The following is a 22,809-nucleotide window of genomic DNA, read 5'->3' as shown; positions in this document are numbered from 1 at the left end:
TCTCGGGCGGGTGTGGTGCCGGTGGCCCGGGGCGGGGCTGTGAGCTGGGCGTCGTGCCGGTCGGGGGGCGGGCGGAACGGATGTGAATCCGCCCCGTACGGCGTGCTAATGTTCTGCGTGTCGGAAGGGGCCAGCCCGAAAGGGCCGGAAACGGAAGACACACCCAATGCGCGGGTGGCGGAATAGGCAGACGCGCTGGATTCAGGTTCCAGTGCCCGAAAGGGCGTGGGGGTTCAACTCCCCCCTCGCGCACAGCGAATGGGCGGCATCGAAAGATGCCGCCCATTTTCGTATGCCCGTATGCCCGTTGGGGCGGTGACTCGGGGACTCGGGCGGGCGCGGGCGCGGGCGCGGGCGCGGGTGCGGGGGTGGGGGTGGGGGCGAGGTGCGGGGCGCGAGGCGTGGGGGGGGCGGGGGTCGGGAGGGCGATTGTGGGGGTGGGGGGCGATGATCGTTTGTGAGCAAGGTCTCAGGGGCGGGGGCCCGGTGAGGTGGTCGGGTGGCCGCTTTTTCCACAGGCCGGGCGTTGTCCACAGGGTCTGACGGCCTCGTTCGCCCGGCGGTAGCGTCTGTGCCGGTCGAGTTCGGGTCGTACCGCGAACAGGGCGGTGCACGGGGGAGGTCGTGATGGTCGGGGACGCGGGCGCGCTTGCGGGCGTGATGGATGCGGTGGACGCGGGAGGCAGCGCGGGTTCTCCGGGGGGTGGTGTGGCGCGGAGGCTGCCGTTGGTGCGGGGGTTCGCCGTCTGGCCGCCGGAGGGGTCCGCGAAGCGGGAGGGGAAGGCGCTGCGAAACGCGGTGCCCCGCTCGGCGCACCGGGAGTTCGAGGTCGATCCCGGTCGGCCGGACGCCGTGGCCGCCGTGGAGGCGTCGAACGCCGGGCGGCTGCCGGAGCTGGTGCCGATACGGGTCGGGCGGATGGCGGCGACCCCGTTCGCGTTCCTGCGCGGGTCCGCGGGTCTGATGGCCTTCGACCTGGCGCGCACTCCGGTGACGGGGGTCGGCACCCAGCTCTGCGGGGACGCCCACGCCGGGAACTTCGGGCTCTACGGCGACGCGCGCGGCGGGCTCGTCATCGACCTCAACGACTTCGACGAGACGGTGCACGGGCCCTGGGAGTGGGATCTCAAGCGCCTCGCCGCCTCGCTGGTCCTGGCGGGGCGGGAGGCGGGCGCCGACGAGGACACCTGTCGTGCGGCGGCCCATGACACCGTCGGCACCTACCGGCGGACGATGCGGCTGCTCGCCGGGCTGCCGTCCCTGGACGCCTGGAACGCCATCGCCGACGAGGAACTCGTCTCGCACTCCGACGCGCGTGATCTCCTCGGCACGCTGCGACGGGTCTCGGAGAAGGCGCGGGCCAACACCAGCGGGCGGTTCGCGGCCAGGGCGACCGAGGAACAGCCCGACGGCACCGTCCGCTTCCTCGACGCGCCTCCGGTGCTGCGCCGGATACCGGATGCCGAGGCGGCTTCGGTGGCGGCCTCCCTGGAGGGGTACCTGTCCACGCTCTCCCCCGACCGGCATCCGCTGCTCGCCCGGCACGCGGTGCACGACGTCGCCTTCCGGGTGGTCGGCACCGGCAGCGTCGGTACACGGTCCTACGTGGTGCTGCTGCTCGACCATCGCGGGCAGCCGCTCGTGCTCCAGGTGAAGGAGGCCCGGCCCTCCGTGCTCGTCCCGCATCTCGCCACGGCCGGGTTCCCGGCGGCGGCCACCGAGCACGAGGGGCGCCGGGTGGTGCTCGGGCAGAAGCGGATGCAGGTGGTGAGCGACATCCTGCTCGGCTGGACCACCGTGGACGGACGGCCCTACCAGGTACGCCAGTTCCGCAATCGCAAGGGCAGCGTGGACCCCGCCGCCCTCCCCGCCGACCAGCTCGACGACTACGGGCGCATGACCGGTGCGCTTCTCGCCCGCGCGCACGCCCACAGTGCCGATCCTCGGGTTCTCGCGGGGTACTGCGGCAAGAACGAGGAGTTGGACGAGGCAGTCGCCGCGTTCGCCGTGGCCTACGCGGATCGGACCGAGGCGGATCACGCGGAGCTGGTGGGGGCGGTTCGGGGTGGGCGGGTGCGGGCCGAGATGGGGGTTTGAGGGGCGGGGAGGGAGGGGGTGGGGGGAGGGGGGAGGGGCCCCCTCCCCCCTGTGTCGTTTCCGCGTCGGTCAGGGGCGGCTGCGCCGCCGTCGCCGGTGCTCGTTCGGCTTTGGGCCTGGTCGGTTGGGGGTGTGGCCTAGGGTGGACGGGTGACGAGTTCGGAAGCTGAGCAGGGGCGGGTGGCGCGGCCCGAGGAGCGGTTGGAGAAGGCCGTTCGGGCTGCCGAGCAGGCGTTGATCGAGTTCGAGATCGCGGTGGAGACCTTCCGGGTGGAGGTGGAGAACTTCTCGCGGCTGCACGAGCGGAAGCTCGGTCCTCTCTATCTGCGGATCGAGGAGCTGGACGCGCTGATCGCGGAGGCGAAGGCCGCGCGGACGGGCGATCCCGAGGACATCCGGCTGGCCGAGGAGGCCCGTGCGCGGGTGCTGCCGATCCCCGGTGTCGAGGAGTTGCTGAACGGCTGGATGGACGGTCACGGGCTGTTCCCGGAGGCCGCCGCGATGCTCACCGACCAGGCCGTCCGGCCGCCGCAACGGGTGCGGCCCAGCGAGGAGGCCCGGCGGCTCTACCGCGAACTGGCCCGCAAGGCGCACCCCGATCTCGCGCAGGAGGAGACGGAGCGGCAGCGCCGGGAGGAGTTCATCACCCGGGTGAACGCCGCGTACGCCCTGGGCGATGTGCAGCTGCTCGGTGAGCTGGCCGAGGAGTGGGCGGCCGGGCCGGTGCTCGCCGAGCCGGAGCCGAGCCCCGCCGACGAGCTGTACGCCCGGCTGGAGTGGCTGACGCAGCGCAAGGAGCTGCTGACGATGGTCGCCAAGGAGCTGGAGGACGGTGCCATCGCGGGGATGCTGCGGCTGGCGCCCGACGATCCCGACGGGCTGCTGGACGAGGTCGCGGCGCGGCTGCGTACGGACATCGAGGAGCGGGAGCGGGAGCTGGCCGGTCTGCGGGCCCAGGAGTGAGCCGCGTGGTGCTTCGGGTAGCGTCGGCGGTATGAGTTTCGGAGCTGGTGTGCCCACGGTCGAGGTCTCGGACCTCAAGGACGGCGACTTCCTGCTGGACGTCCGTGAGGACGACGAATGGGCCGCCGGTCATGCCGGTGGGGCGCTGCACATCCCGATGAGCGACTTCGTCGCCCGGTACGGCGAGCTGACCGAGGCCGCGCCGCAGGACGGGCGGGTGTTCGTGATCTGCCGGTCCGGCGGGCGATCGGCGCAGGTCACCATGTACCTCGCCCAGCAGGGCATCGACGCGGTGAACGTGGCCGGTGGCATGCAGGTCTGGGAGGCCGCCGGGCGACCGGTGGTCACCGACTCCGGGGCGCCCGGCGTGGTCGCCTGAGCGGAGTGGAGTGAGTACGGAAGGCCGGACGCCCCCCGTGGGTGTCCGGCCTTCCGCGTTCCGGTGCCGTTCTTCGGCGGTCAGCGGTCGAAATCGACCTCGACCTTCTCCGTGACGGGGTGGGACTGGCAGGCCAGGACGTAACCGGCCTCGGTCTCCTCGCGTTCCAGGGCGTAGTTGCGGTCCATGCGGACCTCGCCCGCGACCAGGAACGCCCGGCAGGTGCCGCAGACGCCGCCCTTGCAGGCGTACGGGGCGTCGGGGCGGTTGCGCAGGACGGTGTCCAGGACGGACTCGCCCGCCTGGACGGGCCAGCTGCCGCCGCGTCCGTCGAGCCGGGCGGTGACGGTGCTGTGCGCCGGGGTGCGGGTGCCGGGTGCCGGGGCGGCCGGGGTGCCGCTGTCCACGTGGAAGATCTCCTGGTGGATGCGGGCGCGGGCGACGCCGAGTCCGCGCAGCGCCTTCTCCGCGCCCTCGACCAGGCCGTACGGCCCGCACAGGAACCAGCCCTCGACCCGGTCCACCGGCAGCAGCGCCGGGAGGAGGGCGGTGAGCCGGTCCCGGTCCAGGCGGCCGGAGGGCAGCCCCGCCTGCTGTTCCTCGCGGGAGAGCACGGTGACGAGCTGGAAGCGGTCGGGGTAGCGGTCCTTCAGGTCGGCGACCTCTTCGAGGAACATCGTGGAGGCGGCCGTACGGTCGCCGCGCAGCAGGCAGAAGCGGGCCTCGGGCTCGCGGGCCAGCAGGGTCGCGGCGATGGACAGCACCGGGGTGATGCCGCTGCCGCCGACGATTGCCGCGTACCGGCCGGGGGCCGGGTCGAGGGTGAAGCGGCCCGCCGGGGTCATCACGTCCAGCACGTCTCCGGCGGCGATCTCCTTGAGGGCGTACGTGGAGAACGCGCCGCCCTCGACCAGCCGGACACCGACGCGCAGGGTGTCGGGGCCGTCGCCGGAGGGGGCGGGGGCCGCCGAGCAGATGGAGTACGTGCGGCGCACATCGGTGCCCTCGGCGCGGCGGCGCAGGGTGAGGTGCTGGCCGGGCGCGTGCCGGAACTCCGCGCGCAGGGCGGGCGGGACGGTGAGGGTGAGGGCGACGGCGTCCTCGGTGACGCGGTCCACCGCGGCCACCTGGAGCGGGTGGAAGCGCGCCATCACAACTCCTTGAAGTGGTCGAACGGTTCACGGCAGGCGAGGCAGCGGCGCAGCGCCTTGCACGCGGTGGAGGAGAACCGGCTGAGCAGTTCGGTGTCCGGGGAGCCGCAGTGCGGGCACTCGACCGGGGCGGGGTCGGGGGTGTGCGTCCCGGTGAGCGTGCGGGTGGCGCCCAGGGCGAGCGGCACCGGTCCGGCCGCGTGCTGTTCGCGGGGCGGTGCTATGCCGAACTCCCGGAGTTTCCGGCGGCCTTCGGGGGTGATGTCGTCGGTGGACCAGGCGGGGCTGAGGACCGTGCGGACGGTGACCTCGCGCATCCCGTGGGCGCGCAGGGCCCGTTCTATGTCGAGGCTCATCGCCTCCACCGCCGGGCAGCCGGTGTAGGTCGGGGTGAGATCGACCTCGGCGCGGTCGGCGCCGTGCACCCGGACCGCGCGGACCACGCCCAGCTCGCTCAGGGTGAGCACGGGGAGTTCGGGGTCGGGCACCTGACCGGCCAGGTCCAGCAGTTCCGCCTCCAGGGCGGTGGCCGTCACCATGTGGCACCCGGGTGGCTGCGGTGCAGGTGCTGCATCTCGGCCAGCATCCGGCCGAAGGACTCGGTGTGCAGGCCCTGCCGTCCGGCGCCCGCCGACCAGGCGCCGGTGCGCGGGCCCTCGGGCAGTGGGAGTCCGGCGCGGGTGAGGACGGCCGTGACCGACTCCAGCCAGCGGGTTTCCAGGAGGGCCATGTCGGCGTCCAGGCCCGCCACGGGCTGGAACATCTCGCCGGTGTACCGCCACAGCGCCGTCAGGGCCGTCAGCATCCGCTCGCGGCTCTCCTCCGTGCCGTCGCCCAGGCGCAGCGTCCACTGCTCGGCGTGGTCGCGGTGGTAGGCGGTCTCCTTGACGGCCTTCCCGGCGAGGGGGGCGAACGGGCCCTCCCCCGCTGCCAGTTCGGCGTACAGCAGGTGCTGGTAGGTGGAGAAGTACAGCTGGCGGGCGATGGTGTGCGCGAAGTCGCCGTTCGGCTGCTCGGCCAACTGGAGGTTGCGGAAGGCGCGTTCCTCGCGGAGGTAGGCCAGCTCGTCCTCGTCGCCGCACAGGGAGAGCAGGACGCGGGCCTGGCCGAGCAGGTCGAGCGCGATGTTGGCGAGGGCGACCTCCTCCTCCAGCACGGGGGCGTGCCCGGCCCACTCGGCGAGGCGGTGGGAGAGCACCAGGGCGTCGTCGCCGAGGGCGAGCGCGGCGGTGGTGGCGGGCACGGTCGCGGTCACAGGTGCTGCACCCCTTCCGGGATCTCGTAGAAGGTGGGGTGCCGGTACGGCTTGTCGGCGGCCGGTTCGAAGAACGGGTCCTTCTCGTCGGGGGAGGACGCGGTGATCGCGGTGGCGGGCACCACCCAGAGGGAGATGCCCTCGCCGCGCCGGGTGTAGAGGTCGCGGGCGTTGCGCAGGGCCATCTCCGCGTCGGGCGCGTGCAGGCTGCCCGCGTGGGTGTGGGAGAGGCCGCGGCGCGAGCGCACGAAGACCTCCCACAGGGGCCAGTCGGTGGTGGTCATGCGCGTGCCTCTCCCGTCGTGCCGGTGGTGGCGGTCGTGGTGGCCGTGGTGGTCGTGCCCGTGGCGCGGGCGTGCTTCGCCGCGTGGGCCGCCGCCGCTTCCCGTACCCAGGCGCCCTCGTCGTGGGCGCGGCGGCGCTGGGTGATGCGCTGCTCGTTGCAGGGGCCGTTGCCCTTGAGGACGTCCCGGAACTCCGACCAGTCGATGGCGCCGAAGTCGTGCTGTCCGCGCTCCTCGTTCCACTTCAGGTCCGGGTCGGGGAGCGTCAGGCCGAGGGACGCGGCCTGCGGGACGCAGATGTCCACGAAGCGCTGCCGGAGTTCGTCGTTGGAGTGCCGCTTGATCTTCCACTCCATCGACTGCGCGGAGTGCTGGGACTCGTCGTCGGGCGGGCCGAACATCATCAGCGACGGCCACCACCAGCGGTCCACGGCGTCCTGCGCCATCGCGTGCTGTGCCTCGGTGCCGTTGCTCAGCGCGAGCAGAAGCTCGTACCCCTGGCGCTGGTGGAACGACTCCTCCTTGCAGATCCGGACCATCGCGCGGGCGTACGGGCCGTAGGAGCAGCGGCACAGCGGGACCTGGTTGGTGATCGCGGCGCCGTCCACCAGCCAGCCGATGGCGCCGACGTCGGCCCAGGTCAGCGTGGGGTAGTTGAAGATCGAGGAGTACTTCTGGCGCCCGCTGTGCAGCTTGTCGAGCAGTTCGTCGCGGCCGGTGCCGAGGGTTTCGGCGGCGCTGTACAGATACAGCCCGTGGCCCGCCTCGTCCTGGACCTTGGCCATCAGGATGGCCTTGCGGCGCAGGCTGGGGGCGCGGGTGATCCAGTTGGCCTCCGGCTGCATGCCGATGATCTCGGAGTGCGCGTGCTGGGCGATCTGGCGGACCAGCGTGGCGCGATAGGCGTCCGGCATCCAGTCGCGCGGCTCGATGCGCTCCTCGGCGGCCACGGCCGTGTCGAAGGCGTGCTGGAGGGCCGCCGTGTCCGTGGCGGTGTCCGGTGCGTCCGCCCCGGTGCGGGCCGTGCGGTGCGCGGCTGCTGTGGCCATGCGGTCCCCCTAGACCTCGGGCTCTCGGTTCTGCCTACCGACCGATCGTTCGGTTCGTGCGTCATCAATGGTGGGCCGGGCCGTCGCGGGTGTCAACCGCTGTGGACAACCAGGGGTACGACCCGCGTCCCCCAGGGGGAAGGCGGCGGAAACCGGCGCGGCGGCGGGCGGACGTGGCACGCGCCACGGCGTCCGGGTCCGTACCGGGGCTGCGCCGGGCGGCACCGGCTGAGTACCGTTCCGTGCGGGCGCCGTACCGGGGCCCGAGGGAAGCGAGGGGCGCCCGCGCGGTGCCCGGACGGCTGAGCGCGAGCGGGAAGCGGGGGACCGGGCGGAATGGGCGGAATGGGCGCGTACGACGAGGAGCCGGAGGCTCCACAGAGGCCGTCGGGGGCGTCCGGGCCCACGGAGGCGGGGGAGCCTTCGGGAGCGCGTGGGGCCGGTGACGTGCGTGGGGCCGGTGACGCGCGTGGGTCCAGTGACGCGCGTGGGGCCGGTGACGCGCGTGGGGTGCCTGCTACGGGTGCGCCGTCCGAGGCAGCGGCGGCGCACAAGCCGGCCGCGAACCCCGAGCCAGTCCTGACCACCGAGCCAGCCCTGACCACCGAGGCGGTCCCGCCCCCCAAGGCAACCGAGCCCTCCGACCCCGCCGCGCTCCCCGAGGCCGACGCCGCCCCACCCTCCGACCTCGGCCCTGCTCCCGCCCCCGACCCCCTCCCTCCACGCACCGGCGTGGCCGCCCTGTCCCCCGCTTATCAGATCGGTGCCGCCGTCGTCCTGGCCGTCGTCGCCGTCGCCGCCTGTGTGCATCTGGCGATGGTGTTTCTGAGCCTCGCGCCCGCGAACACCGTGACCAAGGCGCACGGTCAGGCGGTCGAGGACTGGGTGTACCCGGAGTTCGAGCAGAACTGGAAGCTGTTCGCGCCCAATCCGCTCCAGCAGAACATCGCCGTACAGGTCCGCGCCGAGCTGCGCGCGGGGGACGGCGGGACGCGGACCACCGGCTGGGTCGATCTGTCCGCGCAGGACGGCACCGCCATCGACGGCAGCCTGCTGCCGAGCCACACCCAGCAGAACGAACTGCGCCGCGCCTGGGACTTCTTCGTCACCACGCACGGCACCGACAACCGCCCGACGGGGTCGCGCGGGAGCCTGGCCGAGGAGTACGTACGGCGGATCGTGGTGATGCGGCTGTACCGCATGCCGTCGGTCCGTGAGGAGGGCACCATCGAGCGCGTGCAGGTCCGCTCCAGTACCACCAATGTCGCTCCGCCGCCGTGGAGCCGGGAGCGGGTCTCGCTCCAGCCCGCCTACCGCGAGCTGCCCTGGTGGCAGGTGTCCGCCGCCGAGGCCGCGGGAGGTGTGCGGTGAACCGGTTCTCCCGGCTGCTGTCGCTGGGCGTCGCCCGTGTCACCGGCTCCGCGCTCGGCCCGTACCAGAGCGCCGTCGTGCGGATCGGGTTCGCCACCACCTGGCTGCTGTTCCTGCTGCGGGAGTTCCCGCACCGCGAGGAGCTGTACGGTCCGGACGGCCCGTGGAGCTGGGCCCTCGCGCACCGGCTGACGTCGGAGAACCACGCCTTCACGGCGCTGATGTGGTCCGACGGGCGGTTCTGGTTCGAGACCGTCTACGTTCTCGCGCTGCTGGCGAGCCTCGCGCTGCTGCTCGGCTGGCGCACCCGTACCGCGTCCGTGCTGTTCATGCTCGGCGTGCTCTCGTTGCAGAACCGCAGTGTGTTCATGGGCGACGGCGGCGACAACGTGCTGCACCTGATGTCCTTCTACCTGGTGTTCACGCGCTGCGGCCGGGTCTGGTCGCTCGACGCCCGCCGGGAGGCCCGCCGCGAGGCGGCCCGCGCGCGCGGTGAGCGGGTGCGGGCCGAGGTGACCGGGCCGGTGCTCTGGGCGGTCTGCGGTGCCGCGCTCGCCGGGGTGACCGCGGGCGGCCGGTTCGGCGACGGCCTGCTGATCCCCGTACTGCTGTGGACGGTGTGGGTGGCGCTCGGCCTGTGGGCCCTGGTGTGCCGCCGGGCCGCCGCCTCGCCGCAGCCGCGCGTCCTGCTCGACGTGATCGCCAACGTCCTGCACAACGGGGCGCTGTTCGTGATCATGGCCGAGGCGTGCCTGATCTACGCCACCGCCGGCTGGTACAAGATCCAGGGCACCCGCTGGCAGGACGGCACCGCCGTCTGGTACCCGCTGCACCTGGACTACTTCTCCCCCTGGCCCGCGCTCGCCGGGCTGCTGGCGTCCAGCGGCACCCTGCTGATGATCGTCACCTACGGCACGGTCATGGTCCAGGTCGCCTTCCCGTTCACCCTGTTCAACCGGCGGGTCAAGAACGTCCTGCTGGTGCTGATGATGACCGAGCACGCGTGCATCGCCGTCGTCCTCGGGCTGCCCTTCTTCTCGCTGGCCATGATCGCGGCGGACGCGGTGTTCCTGCCGACCTCCTTCCTGCTGCTCCTCGGGGGCTGGGCCGCGCGGGCCGCCGGGCGGACCGGGAGTCCTGGGGGCGGCGGGCCGTCCGGTGGCGGCGGTACGGGACCCGGCGCGCCGGAGGGCGGCGCGGTGGCCGTGGCCGCCGACGGGGGCGCGCTCCCGGCCCAGCGGTCCGACGAGAGCGCCCCGCACCCGGCCGCGTAGGGTTCACCGCATGACCGACCCCGTGACCCGCTGGCGGGCCCGCGCCGGGGACGCCGTGCTGCTGGACGGCTTCCACGCGCTCAAGCACGCGCTGCGCTTCGGCGCCGATGTCCCGGTGGCGGTCACCACCGACCGGCGGGCCGCGCTCGCCCTCGCCGACGAGCTGGCCGGTGACGTCCGGGACGCCCTGGACGCGCTGCTCACCGAGGTCCCGCCGGAGACGTACGCCTCGCTGGTGTCCCGGCCGCACCCCACGGGCGTGGCCGCGCTCGCCGCACGCCCCTCCCGCGAGGCGGGGCTGCGGACGCTGGCCCGCACCCCCCGGAGCGCGCCCGTGGTCGTGCTCGACAACCCGCGCAACCTCGGCAACGCGGGCGCGGTGATCCGGCTGGCCGCCGGGTTCGGCGCCACCGGGGTCGTCACCACGGGCAGCCTCGACCCCTGGCACCCGACCGTGGTGCGCGGCGGGGCCGGGCTGCACTTCGCCACGGTCGTCGAGCGGCTGGAGCCCGGACCGCTGCCCGCCGGGCCGCTGTTCGCCCTCGACCCGGAGGGCGAGGACATCCGGGGCACCGAGCTGCCCGACGACGCCGTACTCGCCTTCGGGTCGGAGCGCACCGGACTCTCGGAGGCCCTGCGCGCACGGGCCGACCATCTGCTGGCGCTGCCCATGCGCCCCCAGGTGTCCAGCTACAACCTGGCCACCAGCGTGGCGATGACGCTGTACCACTGGAGCGCGGGCGCCCCGCGCGCCCACACCGGCTGACGCGCGCCCACATCGGCTGACGCACGCCCACACCGGCTGACGCGCGCCCGGCGCACCGGCACCGGCATGCACCTCGGCGCGCCGGTGCCGTACCGCTGCCTGGGCGAGCCCCCCGCGCCCGCCCAGGCCGTTCATGAAACCCGTGGCCGCACCGTTTCCGCGGCCACTGTGGCCCTACGCCTGTCGGCGGACCTCCACCACCCGGAACCGGTTCGCCACGAACGCGCCGTCGGTGAGGGCCGCGTTGGCGGCGGGGTTGCCGCCCGAGCCGTGGAAGTCGGAGAAGGCGGCGGTCTGGTTGACGTACACCCCGCCGGTCAGGTTGAGGGAGAGCTGCGCGCACTCCTCCAGGCAGACCTCCTCGACCGCGGCCTCCACCTCGGCGTCGGTGGTGTACGCGCCGACCGTCATCGCGCCCTTCTCACGGACCGTGCGCCGCAGCAGCTCGACCGCGTCGGCCGCCGAGTCCACGGCGACCGCGAAGGACACCGGGCCGAAGCACTCGCTCATGCAGGCGGCCTCGTCGTCCGGCTTGGCGCCGTCCAGCTTGACGATCACCGGGGTGCGCACGACCGCGCCGGGGAAGTCGGGGTTGGCCACCTCGCGGGAGGCCAGCGCGACCTCCCCGAGACCGGCCGCCGCCTCCAGGCGGGCCTTCACGTCCGGGTTGACGAGCGCGCCCAGCAGCCCATTGGCGCGGGCGTCGTCCCCGAGGAGGCCGTCCACCGCGCGGGCGAGGTCGGCGGTGACCTCGTCGAAGGTCTTGTGGCCGTCGTCGGTGGCGATGCCGTCGCGGGGGATCAGCAGGTTCTGCGGGGTGGTGCACATCTGGCCGCTGTAGAGGGACAGCGAGAACGCCAGGTTGGCGAGCATCCCCCGGTAGTCCCCGGTGGAGTGCACGACGACCGTGTTGACGCCGGCCTTCTCCGTGTAGACCTGCGCCTGGCGGGCGTTGGCCTCCAGCCAGTCGCCGAAGGCGGCCGAGCCGGTGTAGTCCACGATGCGGATCTCGGGGCGGGTGGCGAGCGTCTTGGCGCTGCCCTCGCCGGGGCGCTCGGCGGTCAGGGCGACCAGGTTGGGGTCGAAACCGGCCTCGGTGAGCACCTGGCGGGCGACCTGGACCGTCAGCGCCAGCGGCAGCACCGCGCGCGGGTGCGGCTTGACCAGGACCGCGTTGCCGGTGGCCAGGGAGGCGAACAGCCCCGGATAGCCGTTCCAGGTCGGGAAGGTGTTGCAGCCGATGACCAGGCCGATGCCGCGCGGGACGGGTGTGAACGTCTTGGTGAGCGCGAGCGGGTCGCGCTTGCCCTGCGGCTTGGTCCACTCGGCGTTGTCGGGCGTGCGGACCTGCTCGACGTAGGCGTAGGCGACGGCCTCAAGGCCCCGGTCCTGGGCGTGCGGGCCGCCCGCCTGGAACGCCATCATGAACGCCTGGCCGCTGGTGTGCATGACCGCGTGCGCGAACTCGTGGGTGCGGGCGGAGATCCGCTTCAGGATCTCCAGGCAGACCATCGCGCGCAGTTCCGCGCCCGCGTCGCGCCAGGCGCGCTGCCCGGCCCTCATCGCGGGCAGCAGCACGTCCGGGTCGGCGTGCGGGTAGCTGACGCCCAGTTCGATGCCGTACGGGGAGGTCTCGCCGCCGACCCAGTCGTCGGTGCCGGGCTGGCCGAGGTCGAGGCGGGTGCCGAGGACGGCGTCGAAGGCCGCCTTTCCGGCCGCCGCGTCCAGACCGCCGTGCTCGCCGTACGCCTTCGGGTGCTCGGGGTGGGGCGACCAGTAGGCACGGGTGCGGATCGTTTCCAGTGCCTGGTCGAGCGTGGGCCGGTGCTCGGCGATCAGCTCGTGCGCGGTCAGTTCGGCGGCCATGCGGGACCAACTCCTCGTCGTTCGGAACTCTCCGTCGAGTTCATGACGTGGCGGAAACGGAAGCGGGATCGTGCGGTCAGGGCTAGAGTAACCGAACGATCGGTCGGGACAAGGGGGTCCGCCGTATCTGTGGACAACCCCGTGGGGGAGGATCACGCACATGACAGCACTGGACCTCGAACGCCCCGTGGCCGTGGTCGGCACCGGCACGATGGGCCAGGGGATCGCCCAGGTCGCGCTGGTCGCCGGGCACCCCGTGCGGCTCCACGACACGGTGCCCGGCCGGGCCCGCGAGGCCGCCGGGGCGATCGGCGCCCGCCTGGACCGGCTGGTCGCCAAGGACCGGCTCGGCGCCGACGCCCGCGACGCGGCCCTCGCCCGGCTGGTGCCCGTGGACGACCTGGCGGAGCTCGCGGACTGCGGACTGGTCGTCGAGGCCGTGCTGGAGCGGCTGGACGCCAAGCGGGAGCTGTTCCGGGCGCTGGAGGAGATCGTCGCCGACGACTGCCTGCTCGCCACCAACACCTCCTCCCTGTCGGTGACCGCCATCGGCGGCGCCCTGGCGAACCCCGGCCGCTTCGTCGGTCTGCACTTCTTCAACCCGGCGCCGCTGCTGCCGCTGGTCGAGGTGGTCTCCGGTTTCGCCACCGACGTCACCTCCGCCACCCGCGCGTACGAGATCGCCCGTGCCTGGGGCAAGACCCCGGTGGCCTGCGCGGACACCCCCGGATTCATCGTCAACCGGATCGCCCGCCCCTTCTACGCCGAGGCGTTCGCGGTGTACGAGGCGCAGGCGGCCGACCCGGCGACCATCGACGCCGTACTGCGCGAGTCGGGCGGCTTCCGGATGGGCGCGTTCGAACTGACCGACCTCATCGGCCAGGACGTCAACGAGTCCGTCACGCACTCCGTCTGGGAGTCCTTCTTCCGGGACGTGCGCTTCACGCCCTCGCTGGCCCAGCGGCGCCTGGTCGAGTCCGGGCGGCTCGGCCGCAAGACCGGACACGGCTGGTACGACCACTCCGCCGACGCCGAGCGGCCCGAGCCGCACACCGCCGACCGGGAGGAACCGCCCGCGTACGTCACCGTGGAGGGCGATCTCGGACCGGCCGCCGAGCTGCTGCCGATGCTCCGCGAGGCGGGCATCGAGGTCCGCCGGGAGGACGAGGAGGACGGCACCCGTCTGGTGCTGCCCGGCGGCGGACAGCTCGTCCTCGCCGACGGCCAGACCTCCGTGGAGTTCCGGGACGTCGTCTACTTCGACCTCGCCCAGGACTACCGGCGGGCCACCCGGATCGCCCTGTCGGCCGCGCGGGACACCCCGCCCCGGACCCTCGCCGAGTCCGTCGGGCTGTTCCAGGCGCTCGGCAAGAAGGTCAGCGTCATCGGGGACGTGCCCGGCATGATCGTGGCCCGCACGGTCGCCCGGCTCGTGGACCTCGCGCACGACGCGGTCGCCAAGGGCGTCGCCACCGAGGAGGACATCGACACCGCGATGCGCCTCGGCGTCGGCTACCCGCTCGGCCCCTTCGAGTGGAGCCGCCGCCTCGGCCGCGGCTGGGCCTACGACCTCCTGGACGACCTGCACCTGCGCGACCCCTCCGGCCGCTACGCGCCGTCCCTCGCCCTCTACCGGCGCGCCTACGCGGGCGACCAGCGGGAGGGCACCCCGTGACCACCGCCCGGCGCGACACCTACACCCCCGAGACGCTGCTCTCCGTCGCCGTCCGCGTCTTCAACGAGCGCGGCTACGACGGCACCTCGATGGAGCACCTGTCCAAGGCGGCCGGTATCTCCAAGTCCTCGATCTACCACCACGTCAGCGGCAAGGAGGAACTGCTGCGGCGGGCGGTCAGCCGGGCGCTGGACGGGCTGTCCGGCATCCTCGACGAGGAGGGCGCCCGCACGGGACGCCCGGTGGAGCGCCTGGAGCACGTCGTCCGGCGCATGGTCGAGGTGCTGATAGCCGAACTGCCCTACGTCACGCTGCTGCTGCGGGTGCGCGGCAACACCGGCACCGAGCGCTGGGCGCTGGAGCGGCGCCGCGACTTCGACCACCGGGTGGCGGCACTCCTCAGAGCCGCCGCCGACGACGGTGACGTACGCGCCGACGTGGAGGTGCGGCTGGCCACCCGGCTGGTCTTCGGGATGATCAACTCCCTGGTGGAGTGGTACCGCCCGGAAGCGCGGGGCGCCAGCGGGCGCGAGGTGGCGGACGCGGTGGTACGGCTGACGTTCGCGGGGTTGCGGGGGGAGTGAGGGCGCGCAGGCGTACGGCGCTTGAGGGCGCGTATGGCTTGCCCGTGAGGGCTCGCGCGCACGGGTGCGTACGGCTCGCCCATGAGGGCTCGTCACGGCCGCCGGTGGGCCGCCTCTTCTGCGGCCGGGTGCCGGTAAACCCGCCCGTGCCCCTGCCCGCACCCTGAACTCGTCCGGAGCGCGCGGCACCCGCCCGCCGCACGCCCCCCCGGTGCCTCCTCACGCCCCCGGTTCCACGTCCTCCTCCTCGAAGACCAGCAGGGTCCGGGTGCCCAGCACCTCCGGGAGGGCCTGGAGCCGGGTGAGGACGACCTCGCGCAGGGCGCGGTTGTCGGGGGTGTGCACCAGCAGCAGGACGTCGAAGTCGCCGCCGACCAGCGCGATGTGCGAGACGCCGGGCACGTGGCGCAGTTGCTCGCGGACCGTGCGCCAGGTGTTCTGCACGATCCGCAGCGTGATGTACGCCGAGGTGCCGTGCCCGGCGCGTTCGTGGTCCACCCGGGCGCCGAAACCCCGGATCACCCCGTCCTCGACCAGCCGGTTGATCCGCGCGTAGGCGTTGGCCCGCGAGACGTGCACCTGTTCGGCGACCGACCGCACCGAGGCCCGGCCGTCCGACTGGAGCATCCGCAGGATGTCCTGGTCTATCGCGTCGAGCGGGCGCGGCGGCGGCGATTCCGCGTCGCCCCGCGTGCCGTCGGCCATTTGTTCACCCGCCATGTCCCCCCGCTTCCCCGCTGTGGACGTCCTGCGTCCATCGAAGGCTGTGGAGAACCGTTTGTCCACAGCCTGCGGGGGCCAGTAGCCAAATTGCGCCAGCGACCGAACAATCGGTAGGTGAGGTGCCTCCACGTGGACGTGCCTCGCACAGTCGCTCGCACGAGGAGGTGCCGTCATGACGGTCACGGAGCAGCAGGGCGGGTACCGGCCGTCGCCGCCGCCCGCCTGGCAGCCCCGCACGGACCCGGCACCGCTGCTGCCGGACGCGGAGCCGTACCGCGTCCTCGGCACCGAGGCGGCCGAGGGCGTGGACCCCGCCCTGCTGCGGCGGCTCCACGCCGAGCTGGTGCGCGGGCGGCGGTACAACGTGCAGGCCACCGCGCTGACCAAGCAGGGCAGGCTGGCCGTGTACCCGTCCAGCACCGGCCAGGAGGCGTGCGAGGTCGCCGCCGCCCTGGTCCTGGAGGACCGCGACTGGCTCTTCCCGAGCTACCGGGACACCCTCGCCGTCGTCGCCCGCGGGGTGGACCCGGTGGAGACGCTGACGCTGCTGCGCGGCGACTGGCACCACGGCTACGACCCCCACGCGCACCGGGTGGCGCCGCTGAGCACACCGCTCGCCACCCAGTTGCCGCACGCCGTCGGCCTCGCGCACGCCGCCCGCCTCAAGGGCGACGACGTGGTCGCGCTGGCCATGATCGGCGACGGCGGCACCAGCGAGGGCGACTTCCACGAGGCCCTGAACTTCGCCGCCGTCTGGCAGGCACCGGTCGTCTTCCTGGTGCAGAACAACGGCTTCGCCATCTCCGTACCCCTCGCCAAGCAGACCGCCGCGCCCTCCCTCGCGCACAAGGCCGTCGGCTACGGCATGCCGGGCCGCCTGGTGGACGGCAACGACGCCGCCGCCGTGCACGAGGTGCTGGCCGACGCCGTACGCCGGGCCCGCGAGGGCGGCGGCCCGACCCTGGTCGAGGCCGTCACCTACCGCATCGACGCGCACACCAACGCCGACGACGCCACCCGCTACCGGGGCGACGCCGAGGTGGAGGCCTGGCGCGCGCACGACCCCGTGCGGCTCATGGAGCGCGAACTGACCGCGCGCGGCCTCCTCGACGACGCCGCGCTGGACGCCGTACGGCAGGAGGCCGAGGAGATGGCCGCGGACCTGCGCGCCCGGATGAACCAGGACGCCCGGCCGGACCCGATGTCGCTCTTCGACCACGTCTACGCCGAGACCACCACCCAGTTGCGCGAACAGCGCGAGATGCTGCGCGCCGAACTGGCGGCGGAACAGGACGGACCCGAGGGCCGGGACGGCCGCACGGCCCAGGAAGGCGACCGCCGATGACCACCGTGGCCGCCGCGCCCGTCAAGCCCGCCAAACCCGCCACGATGGCGCAGGCGCTCAACCGCGCCCTGCGCGACGCCATGACCGCCGACCCCGGCGTGCACGTGCTCGGTGAGGACGTGGGCGCCCTCGGCGGTGTCTTCCGGATCACCGACGGGCTCACCAGGGAGTTCGGCGAGGACCGCTGCACGGACACCCCGCTCGCGGAGGCCGGAATCCTCGGCACCGCCGTCGGCATGGCCATGTACGGCCTGCGCCCGGTGGTGGAGATGCAGTTCGACGCCTTCGCGCACCCGGCGTTCGAGCAGCTGGTCAGCCATGTCTCCCGGATGCGCAACCGCACCGCGGGCCGCATGCCGCTGCCCCTGACCGTGCGCATCCCCTACGGCGGCGGCATCGGTGGGGTCGAGCACCACAGCGACTCCTCCGAGGCGTACTACATGGCCACCCCCGGCCTGCACGTCGTCACGCCCGCGACCGTCGCCGACGCCTACGGGCTGCTGCGGCAGGCCATCGCCTCGGACGACCCGGTCGTCTTCCTGGAGCCCAAGCGGCTCTACTGGTCCAAGGACACCTGGGACCCCGAGCGGCCCGCCGAGGTCGAGCCCATCGGCCGCGCGGTCGTCCGCCGCACCGGCACCAGCGCCACGCTGGTCACCTACGGCCCGTCCCTGCCGGTCTGCATGGAGGCCGCCGAGGCCGCCCGCGCGGAGGGCTGGGACCTCGAAGTCATCGACCTGCGCTCGCTGGTGCCGTTCGACGACGAGACGGTGTGCGCCTCCGTACGGCGCACCGGGCGCGCGGTCGTCGTCCACGAGTCCCCCGGTTTCGGCGGTCCCGGCGGCGAGATCGCGGCCCGGATCACCGAGCGCTGCTTCCACCACCTGGAGGCACCGGTGCTGCGCGTGGCCGGGCTGGACATCCCCTACCCGCCGCCCATGCTGGAGCGGCACCACCTGCCCGGCGTGGACCGCGTCCTGGACGCCGTCGCCCGGCTCCAGTGGGAGGGCTGATGGCTCAGGTGCTGGAGTTCAGGCTCCCCGACCTCGGCGAGGGTCTCACCGAGGCGGAGATCGTCCGCTGGCTGGTCGCCGTCGGTGACGTCGTCGCCGTGGACCAGCCGGTCGTCGAGGTCGAGACCGCCAAGGCGATGGTCGAGGTCCCCTGCCCCTACGGCGGTGTCGTCACCGCCCGCTACGGCGAGGAGGGCACCGAACTGCCCGTCGGCGCCCCCCTGCTGACCGTCGCCGTCGGCTCCGGGAGCGGCCACCCGGCCGACGCGCCCGCGGCCGCCGGAGCTCCGGGCGGCGCCGGGGGATCGGGCAACGTCCTGGTCGGCTACGGCACCTCGGAGGCACCGGCCCGCAGGCGCAGGGTGCGCAGCGGGCTCGCCGGTGCCCCGGACACGGCGACTTCGGCACCCGCGCCGACCGCCGCCCCGGCTGCCGCGCCGACCCCTGCCCCGGCACCCGCAGCGGCCGCTTCGGCCACCGTCGCCCCGCCCGCCCAGCCGTCCCGCGGCGGCGCTGCGGAGGGCGCGTCCGCGCCGGGACCCGTCCCCGTCATCTCCCCGCTCGTCCGCCGTCTCGCCCGCGACAACGGGCTGGACCTGCGGTCCCTCGCCGGGTCCGGGCCGGACGGGCTGATCCTGCGGGCCGACGTGGAAGGCGCCCTGCGCCCCCGCACCGCCCCCGCACCGGCCGCCCTCCAGCCCGCCCCGGCCCCGTCCGGTGCTCCCGCCCACGCCCGCGAAGGCGTCCGTACGCCTCTCAGGGGGGTCCGGGGCGCGGTGGCCGACAAGCTGTCCCGCAGCCGCCGGGAGATCCCGGACGCCACCTGCTGGGTGGACGCCGACGCCACGGAACTCATGCGGGCGCGGGCGGCGATGAACGCGGCGGGCGGCCCGAAGATCTCCCTGCTGGCGCTCCTCGCCCGGATCAGCACCGCCGCGCTCGACCGGTTCCCGGAGCTGAACGCGTACGTGGACACCGAGGCGCGCGAGCTGGTCCGGCTGGACCGGGTGCACCTCGGGTTCGCCGCGCAGACGGAACGCGGTCTGGTCGTGCCGGTCGTCCGGGACGCCCACACGCGGGACGCCGAGGCGCTGACCGCCGAGTTCGCGCGGCTCACCGAGACCGCGCGGGCCGGGACGCTCACCCCGGCCGACCTGACCGGCGGCACGTTCACGCTGAACAACTACGGCGTGTTCGGGGTGGACGGCTCCACGCCGATCATCAACCACCCCGAGGCGGCCATGCTCGGCGTCGGCCGGATCATCCCCAAACCGTGGGTGCACCAGGGCGAACTGGCCGTCCGTCAGGTCGTGCAGCTCTCGCTCACCTTCGACCACCGGGTCTGCGACGGCGGTACGGCGGGCGGCTTCCTGCGGTACGTCGCGGACTGCGTGGAACAGCCGACGGTGCTGCTGCGCACCCTGTGAGAGAGGTCGCGGCCGGTCCCCCGGCCGCGATCACGGCCGCCCCCACCGGTTCCCTGTGATCAGCCCTGCCCGCATACTCGGAGGGTGACCGCGAACGCCTCCGCCACCGTCCGGGACACCGCGCCGTACGACGCCGTCGTGCTGGCCGGTGGTGCCGCCCGGCGGCTCGGCGGCGCCGACAAGCCCGGCCTGCGGGTCGGCGGACGCGCGCTGCTGGACCGGGTCCTCGCGGCCTGCGCGGACGCGGCCCGTACCGTCGTCGTGGCCGACCCCCGCCCCACGGCACGCCCGGTGCGCTGGGCGCGCGAGGAACCCGCCGGGGGCGGGCCGGTGGCCGCGCTGGACGCCGGGCTGCGCGGGGGCACGGCCGGGGACACGGTGGTGCTCTCCGCCGACCTGCCGTTCCTCACCCCCGCCACGGTGGCCCGGCTGCTGGCCGCGCTGCGCGCCTCGGGGGCCGACGGCGCGCTGCTCACCGACGCCGACGGCCGTGACCAGCCGCTCGTCGCCGCCTACCGGACCGCCGCCCTCCGCCGGGGCCTGGCCGCCCTCGCGGACGGGCCCGACGGCCTCGCCGGGCTGCCCCTGCGTCGGCTGACCGGCGCACTCGACCTCGTCCGCGTCCCCGACCCCCTCGCGTCGTTCGACTGCGACACCTGGGACGACATCGCCGACGCCAGGGCACGCATCAGGGAGCATGGGCACGTGTTGGATGAATGGATCACCGCAGTCAAGGACGAGCTGGGCATCGAGCTGGACGTGGACACCCGGGTCCTCCTGGACCTGGCCCGCGACGCCGCCCACAACGTCGCCCGCCCCGCAGCCCCGCTGACCACGTTCCTCGTCGGCTACGCGGCGGCCCTCGGCCAGGGCGGCCCGGAGGCCGTCGCCGAGGCCGCCCGCAAGAGCGCGGCACTCGCCCTGCGCTGGGAGGAGGAAGAGGACGGCGGGGGCGCCACCGCCCCGGACGCCGGATGACCCCCCACGGCATCCGCGCCGGAGCCTCCGCGGGCGACCACGACGACCTGGACGTGGAAGAGGCGCTGGCCCTGGTCAGGGAGGGACGGGAGCACACCGCGCCGTCCGCCGCCGCCACCGGCAGGGACCCGCACGGCACCCCGCACCGCCCGTCCCGGCCCCCGGAAACCGCCGAGCACCCGGAGCACACCGGGCACACCGGGCACCCCGCTCCGGCGGCCGGGACCCCCGCCCCCGACCGGTCGGCCGACCGGCACCGCGCCACGCCCTGGCCCCGCGCCCGCGAGATCGCCGCCCGCGCCGCCCGCTCCGGCAGCCGCCGGACGCCGGTCTCGGTGGCCCTCGCGGACTCCCTCGGCCTGGTGCTGGCCGCCCCGCTGGACGCCCTCACCGACCTGCCGTCCTTCGACACCTCCGCGATGGACGGCTGGGCGGTGGCCGGGCCCGGCCCCTGGACCGTGCGCGACACCGGCGCCCTCGCCGGGCACGCCCGGCCGGACCCGCTTACCGACGGCGAGGCGGTCCGCATCGCCACCGGCGCCCGGGTCCCGGCCGACACCACCGCCGTACTGCGCTCCGAGCACGGCAGGACCGACGCCCAGGGCCGGTTGCACGCCCTGCGCGAAGCGGGCCACGGCCAGGACATCCGCCCGCGCGGCCAGGAGTGCCGCAGCGGCGACCAGCTCCTGCTGGCCGGAACCCTCGTCACCCCCGCCGTCCTGGGTCTCGCGGCGGCGGCCGGATACGACACGCTCGTGGCCGTACCCCGGCCCCGTGTCGAGGTGTTCGTGCTCGGGGACGAACTGCTCGCCGACGGACTCCCCCGCGACGGCCTGATCCGGGACGCGCTCGGCCCGATGCTGCCGCCCTGGCTGCGTGCGCTCGGCGCCGACGTCACCGCCGTGACCCGGCTGGAGGACGACGCCGAGACGTTGCACAAGGCGCTCAGCACCTCCGGCGCCGACCTGGTCGTCACCACCGGCGGTACCGCGGCGGGCCCGCTGGACCATGTCCACCCCACCCTGGAGCGCCTCGGCGCCGAACTCCTCGTGGACAGCGTCAAGGTGCGCCCCGGTCACCCCATGCTGCTGGCCCGCCTCAAGGAGGACCAGCATCTGGTGGGCCTGCCGGGCAACCCCCTCGCGGCCGTCTCCGGGCTGCTCACGCTGGCCGAGCCGCTGCTGCGCACCCTGGCCGCCCGCCCGGCGCCCGAGCCGTACACCCTGCCGCTCGCGGAGGCGGCGCCGGGCCACCCGCACGACACCCGGCTGGTCCCGGTACTGCTGCGTGGCGACCACGCCGTACCCCTGCGCTATCAGGGCCCGGCCATGCTGCGCGGCATCGCCGCCGCCGACGCGCTGGCCGTCGTACCACCGGGCGGGACGCGTCCGGGAGAAGAAGCGGAAATGCTGGACCTGCCGTGGACCACGGCGGGGATGGGGGTGTGTTTCACGTGAAACTTCTGCGGGCCACGGCGGGAACGAAGGTGTGTTTCACGTGAAACTTCCGGGCCATGACGCCATCGCGCGCCAGGCGGGCGAACATCTGGTCACCCGTCAGGTGAAACTGCCGAGGAAGGCGGTCGAGCGGCCGATCCGGCAGGTGGGAAAACGGCTGCTCATGGCCTTGGTGGTCCTTGTCGGCACCGCCCTGATCGTCTGGGCCGACCGGGGCGGCTACCACGACAACTCCGACGGCCCGGTGGACCTGCTGGACGCGTTCTACTACGCGACCGTCACCCTCTCCACCACGGGCTACGGCGACATCACCCCGGTCAGTGACGGGGCGCGGCTCACCAACATCCTGGTCATCACCCCTCTGCGCGTGCTGTTCCTGATCATCCTGGTCGGCACCACGCTGGAGGTCCTCACCGAGCGCACCCGCGAGGAATGGCGCCTGAACCGCTGGAGGTCCACCTTGCGGGATCACACCGTCGTCGTCGGCTTCGGCACCAAGGGCCGGTCCGCGATCCAGACCGTGTGCGCGACCGGGCTGAAGAAGGAGCAGGTGGTCGTGGTGGACCCCAGCTCCAAGGTGATCGACGCGGCGACCGCCGAGGGGTACGCAGGTGTCATAGGCGACGCCACCCGCAGCGACGTCCTGCGCCGGGCCGAGCTGCACCGGGCCCGGCAGATCATCATCGCCCCGCAGCGCGACGACACCGCCGTACTGGTCACCCTGACGGCCCGCCAGCTCAACAGGGGCGCCAAGATCGTCGCGGCGGTGCGCGAGGAGGAGAACGCGCCGCTGCTCAAGCAGTCCGGCGCGGACGCCGTGGTCACCAGCTCCGGCGCGGCCGGGCGGCTCCTCGGGCTCTCCGTGCTCAGCCCGGCCGCCGGAATGGTCATGGAGGACCTGATCCAGCAGGGCACCGGCCTCGACATCGTGGAACGCCCGGTGGTCAAGGCCGAGGTCGGGCGCGCCCCGCGCGAGACGGCCGATCTGGTCGTCTCCGTGGTGCGCGGTCACCGGGTGCTCGGCTACGACGACCCGTCCGTCGGCACCCTCCAGCTCACCGACCGGCTGATCACCATCGTGCGGGCCAGCCCCGGCGCCCAGACCACCCCGTACGCCCGCACCCTGCCGATCGACTGACGGGCCCGCCGGGG

21 protein-coding genes and 1 tRNA gene are annotated in these 22,809 nt (G+C 74.0%); 15 read left to right on the top strand and 7 right to left on the bottom strand.

Annotation, left to right across the window (positions count from 1 at the left end; all coding sequences use genetic code 11):
• The first annotated feature begins 168 nt into the window (after window positions 1–168).
• From KUM39_RS17100 to KUM39_RS17085, 4 genes are all read left to right on the top strand, one after another.
• Window positions 169–252, top strand: a tRNA-Leu gene (locus KUM39_RS17100).
• A 408-nt stretch (window positions 253–660) separates the two neighbouring features.
• Window positions 661–2,097, top strand: a complete 1,437-nt coding sequence (locus KUM39_RS17095; RefSeq protein ID WP_246620289.1) for a DUF2252 domain-containing protein — start codon at window positions 661–663, stop codon at window positions 2,095–2,097.
• A 150-nt stretch (window positions 2,098–2,247) separates the two neighbouring features.
• On the top strand, window positions 2,248–3,060 hold the full coding sequence (locus KUM39_RS17090; protein ID WP_217786518.1) for a hypothetical protein: 813 nt from the start codon (window positions 2,248–2,250) through the stop codon (window positions 3,058–3,060).
• Window positions 3,061–3,109: 49 nt separating this feature from the next.
• On the top strand, window positions 3,110–3,439 hold the full coding sequence (locus tag KUM39_RS17085; RefSeq protein WP_217786531.1) for a rhodanese-like domain-containing protein: 330 nt from the start codon (window positions 3,110–3,112) through the stop codon (window positions 3,437–3,439).
• 80 nt (window positions 3,440–3,519) lie between these two features.
• On the opposite strand, the gene KUM39_RS17080 is transcribed toward KUM39_RS17085, so the two are convergent.
• The 5 genes from KUM39_RS17080 to paaA are packed head-to-tail and all read right to left on the bottom strand — an operon-like array spanning window position 3,520 to window position 7,178.
• The gene (locus tag KUM39_RS17080) at window positions 3,520–4,590 is read right to left on the bottom strand and encodes a 2Fe-2S iron-sulfur cluster-binding protein (RefSeq protein WP_217786517.1); all 1,071 of its coding nucleotides are present in this window, start codon (window positions 4,588–4,590) and stop codon (window positions 3,520–3,522) included.
• A complete protein-coding gene (gene paaD, locus KUM39_RS17075) occupies window positions 4,590–5,129 on the bottom strand; it encodes a 1,2-phenylacetyl-CoA epoxidase subunit PaaD (protein WP_217786516.1) in 540 nt (179 codons plus the stop codon). Before paaD ends, KUM39_RS17080 begins: the two co-directional genes overlap by 1 nt.
• On the bottom strand, window positions 5,123–5,845 hold the full coding sequence (gene paaC, locus KUM39_RS17070) for a 1,2-phenylacetyl-CoA epoxidase subunit PaaC (RefSeq protein ID WP_217786515.1): 723 nt from the start codon (window positions 5,843–5,845) through the stop codon (window positions 5,123–5,125). Before paaC ends, paaD begins: the two co-directional genes overlap by 7 nt.
• Entirely contained in the window at window positions 5,842–6,129 is a 288-nt protein-coding gene (gene paaB, locus KUM39_RS17065) for a 1,2-phenylacetyl-CoA epoxidase subunit PaaB (protein ID WP_217786514.1), read from the bottom strand. The genes paaC and paaB overlap by 4 nt, the downstream gene beginning before the upstream one ends.
• Window positions 6,126–7,178, bottom strand: coding sequence for a 1,2-phenylacetyl-CoA epoxidase subunit PaaA (paaA, locus tag KUM39_RS17060; RefSeq protein WP_217786513.1), 1,053 nt, complete (start codon window positions 7,176–7,178; stop codon window positions 6,126–6,128). Before paaA ends, paaB begins: the two co-directional genes overlap by 4 nt.
• A gap of 510 nt (window positions 7,179–7,688) precedes the next feature.
• Between paaA and KUM39_RS17055 the strand changes: the two genes are divergently transcribed.
• From KUM39_RS17055 to KUM39_RS17045, 3 genes are read left to right on the top strand one after another with little or no spacing between them, the layout of a single operon-like run.
• A complete protein-coding gene (locus KUM39_RS17055) occupies window positions 7,689–8,549 on the top strand; it encodes a DUF5819 family protein (RefSeq protein ID WP_308288159.1) in 861 nt (286 codons plus the stop codon).
• Window positions 8,546–9,823: an HTTM domain-containing protein gene (locus KUM39_RS17050; protein WP_308288158.1), complete on the top strand. Its 1,278-nt coding sequence runs from the start codon at window positions 8,546–8,548 to the stop codon at window positions 9,821–9,823. Before KUM39_RS17055 ends, KUM39_RS17050 begins: the two co-directional genes overlap by 4 nt.
• Before the next feature lie 10 nt (window positions 9,824–9,833).
• Complete coding sequence (locus KUM39_RS17045; protein WP_217786512.1) at window positions 9,834–10,589, top strand: TrmH family RNA methyltransferase; 756 nt, start codon at window positions 9,834–9,836, stop codon at window positions 10,587–10,589.
• Between the two features lie 174 nt (window positions 10,590–10,763).
• Here the strand turns inward: KUM39_RS17045 and paaN are convergent, their stop codons facing one another.
• Entirely contained in the window at window positions 10,764–12,455 is a 1,692-nt protein-coding gene (gene paaN / locus KUM39_RS17040) for a phenylacetic acid degradation protein PaaN (RefSeq protein ID WP_217786511.1), read from the bottom strand.
• Between the two features lie 160 nt (window positions 12,456–12,615).
• Here paaN and KUM39_RS17035 point away from each other — a divergent pair, with 160 nt between their 5' ends.
• Window positions 12,616–14,130, top strand: coding sequence for a 3-hydroxyacyl-CoA dehydrogenase (locus tag KUM39_RS17035; RefSeq protein WP_217786510.1), 1,515 nt, complete (start codon window positions 12,616–12,618; stop codon window positions 14,128–14,130).
• Window positions 14,127–14,714, top strand: a complete 588-nt coding sequence (locus KUM39_RS17030; protein ID WP_217786509.1) for a TetR/AcrR family transcriptional regulator — start codon at window positions 14,127–14,129, stop codon at window positions 14,712–14,714. Before KUM39_RS17035 ends, KUM39_RS17030 begins: the two co-directional genes overlap by 4 nt.
• Window positions 14,715–14,933: 219 nt before the next feature.
• On the opposite strand, the gene KUM39_RS17025 is transcribed toward KUM39_RS17030, so the two are convergent.
• Window positions 14,934–15,434 (bottom strand): Lrp/AsnC family transcriptional regulator, encoded by a 501-nt coding sequence (locus tag KUM39_RS17025; RefSeq protein ID WP_246620275.1) that lies wholly within the window; start codon window positions 15,432–15,434, stop codon window positions 14,934–14,936.
• 175 nt (window positions 15,435–15,609) lie between these two features.
• On the opposite strand from KUM39_RS17025, the gene pdhA reads away from it, so the two are divergent.
• From pdhA to KUM39_RS16995, 6 genes are all read left to right on the top strand, one after another.
• Window positions 15,610–16,782 (top strand): pyruvate dehydrogenase (acetyl-transferring) E1 component subunit alpha, encoded by a 1,173-nt coding sequence (pdhA, locus tag KUM39_RS17020; RefSeq protein ID WP_217786508.1) that lies wholly within the window; start codon window positions 15,610–15,612, stop codon window positions 16,780–16,782.
• Entirely contained in the window at window positions 16,779–17,795 is a 1,017-nt protein-coding gene (locus tag KUM39_RS17015) for an alpha-ketoacid dehydrogenase subunit beta (protein ID WP_217786507.1), read from the top strand. The genes pdhA and KUM39_RS17015 overlap by 4 nt, the downstream gene beginning before the upstream one ends.
• Entirely contained in the window at window positions 17,795–19,222 is a 1,428-nt protein-coding gene (locus KUM39_RS17010; RefSeq protein WP_217786506.1) for a dihydrolipoamide acetyltransferase family protein, read from the top strand. The genes KUM39_RS17015 and KUM39_RS17010 overlap by 1 nt, the downstream gene beginning before the upstream one ends.
• Window positions 19,223–19,306: 84 nt before the next feature.
• A complete protein-coding gene (locus KUM39_RS17005; RefSeq protein ID WP_217786505.1) occupies window positions 19,307–20,200 on the top strand; it encodes an NTP transferase domain-containing protein in 894 nt (297 codons plus the stop codon).
• Entirely contained in the window at window positions 20,197–21,657 is a 1,461-nt protein-coding gene (locus KUM39_RS17000) for a molybdopterin molybdotransferase MoeA (RefSeq protein ID WP_217786504.1), read from the top strand. The genes KUM39_RS17005 and KUM39_RS17000 overlap by 4 nt, the downstream gene beginning before the upstream one ends.
• Before the next feature lie 40 nt (window positions 21,658–21,697).
• Window positions 21,698–22,795, top strand: coding sequence for a potassium channel family protein (locus tag KUM39_RS16995; protein ID WP_217786503.1), 1,098 nt, complete (start codon window positions 21,698–21,700; stop codon window positions 22,793–22,795).
• The last annotated feature ends 14 nt before the right edge of the window (window positions 22,796–22,809 follow it).

This window comes from Streptomyces corallincola, assembly GCF_019104725.1.
In the GTDB taxonomy this organism is placed as follows: domain Bacteria; phylum Actinomycetota; class Actinomycetes; order Streptomycetales; family Streptomycetaceae; genus Streptomyces; species Streptomyces corallincola.
The sequence above is the reverse complement of the archived record's forward strand: the minus strand, read 5'-3'. Positions and strand labels throughout refer to the sequence as shown.

Coding starts and splice junctions, on each gene's coding strand:
- KUM39_RS17095 (WP_246620289.1), top strand. CDS start 661: ATGGATGCGGTGGACGCGGGAGGCAGCGCGGGTTCTCCGGGGGGTGGT.
- KUM39_RS17080 (WP_217786517.1), bottom strand. CDS start 4,590: ATGGCGCGCTTCCACCCGCTCCAGGTGGCCGCGGTGGACCGCGTCACC.
- paaD (WP_217786516.1), bottom strand. CDS start 5,129: ATGGTGACGGCCACCGCCCTGGAGGCGGAACTGCTGGACCTGGCCGGT.
- paaB (WP_217786514.1), bottom strand. CDS start 6,129: ATGACCACCACCGACTGGCCCCTGTGGGAGGTCTTCGTGCGCTCGCGC.
- paaA (WP_217786513.1), bottom strand. CDS start 7,178: ATGGCCACAGCAGCCGCGCACCGCACGGCCCGCACCGGGGCGGACGCA.
- KUM39_RS17045 (WP_217786512.1), top strand. CDS start 9,834: ATGACCGACCCCGTGACCCGCTGGCGGGCCCGCGCCGGGGACGCCGTG.
- paaN (WP_217786511.1), bottom strand. CDS start 12,455: ATGGCCGCCGAACTGACCGCGCACGAGCTGATCGCCGAGCACCGGCCC.
- KUM39_RS17035 (WP_217786510.1), top strand. CDS start 12,616: ATGACAGCACTGGACCTCGAACGCCCCGTGGCCGTGGTCGGCACCGGC.
- KUM39_RS17025 (WP_246620275.1), bottom strand. CDS start 15,434: ATGGCGGGTGAACAAATGGCCGACGGCACGCGGGGCGACGCGGAATCG.
- pdhA (WP_217786508.1), top strand. CDS start 15,610: ATGACGGTCACGGAGCAGCAGGGCGGGTACCGGCCGTCGCCGCCGCCC.
- KUM39_RS17015 (WP_217786507.1), top strand. CDS start 16,779: ATGACCACCGTGGCCGCCGCGCCCGTCAAGCCCGCCAAACCCGCCACG.
- KUM39_RS17010 (WP_217786506.1), top strand. CDS start 17,795: ATGGCTCAGGTGCTGGAGTTCAGGCTCCCCGACCTCGGCGAGGGTCTC.
- KUM39_RS17000 (WP_217786504.1), top strand. CDS start 20,197: ATGACCCCCCACGGCATCCGCGCCGGAGCCTCCGCGGGCGACCACGAC.